The 635-nt window shown below is 46.8% G+C and carries 1 protein-coding gene; it reads right to left on the reverse strand.

Annotated elements, in window-relative coordinates; all coding sequences use genetic code 11:
* A partial coding sequence (locus tag R7R24_RS27865; protein ID WP_318120310.1) for a TolC family protein occupies positions 1–635 on the reverse strand: 635 nt, incomplete at both ends.

A 635-nucleotide genomic window follows, 5' to 3' on the forward strand; every position in this document is an offset into this window, starting at 1 on the left:
AAGCCATCCGCATCGTCTTTCCAAGTTTGAGAAGCTTCAATCGAGATCGTCGGGTAGTTAACGCCTTTCGATTGTTTGTATTGGAACTTGGCAGAATCCACATCCGCCAATGCGATTTGAATCACTGGGTGTAATTCAAATGCCAAGCCAACCGCTTCATCGACGGTGTAGGGGATAAAGTTCTGATCAGCTCTTGGAAAAATTAACCCTTGTGGCGTTTGCCCCACCAAGCGGGTAAACATTGTGTGGGAGTCGTAAAGGTTGTTTTGTGCAGCTGCCAGATTACCGTGCGCTTTCGCTAAACGCGCTTCAACCTGTGTTAAGTCCGCAGTAGAGCCGATGCCGGAAGTGACGCGTTTTTTGATGTCCGTATAGATGTCTTTGTGAACGGCAAGATTGTTCTCAGACAGCTTTAAGACTTCATAAGCCTTTACCGCATCTAAGTAGACTTTAGTGACTTCTAATGCCTTGTCTGAAGCATCAGCTAACAGTTGGAATCGCACCGATTCTGCATCCGCAGCGGTACGGTCAATATCGTTTAATGTTGCGCTGCCATCCCAAATTAATTGGGTTAGGGTGATAGACGCTTCTTTTCTCGTATAGTCAGTGTTGCCTCGTCCGACTTCATCAGATGG

This window comes from Vibrio sp. 704 (assembly GCF_033339295.1).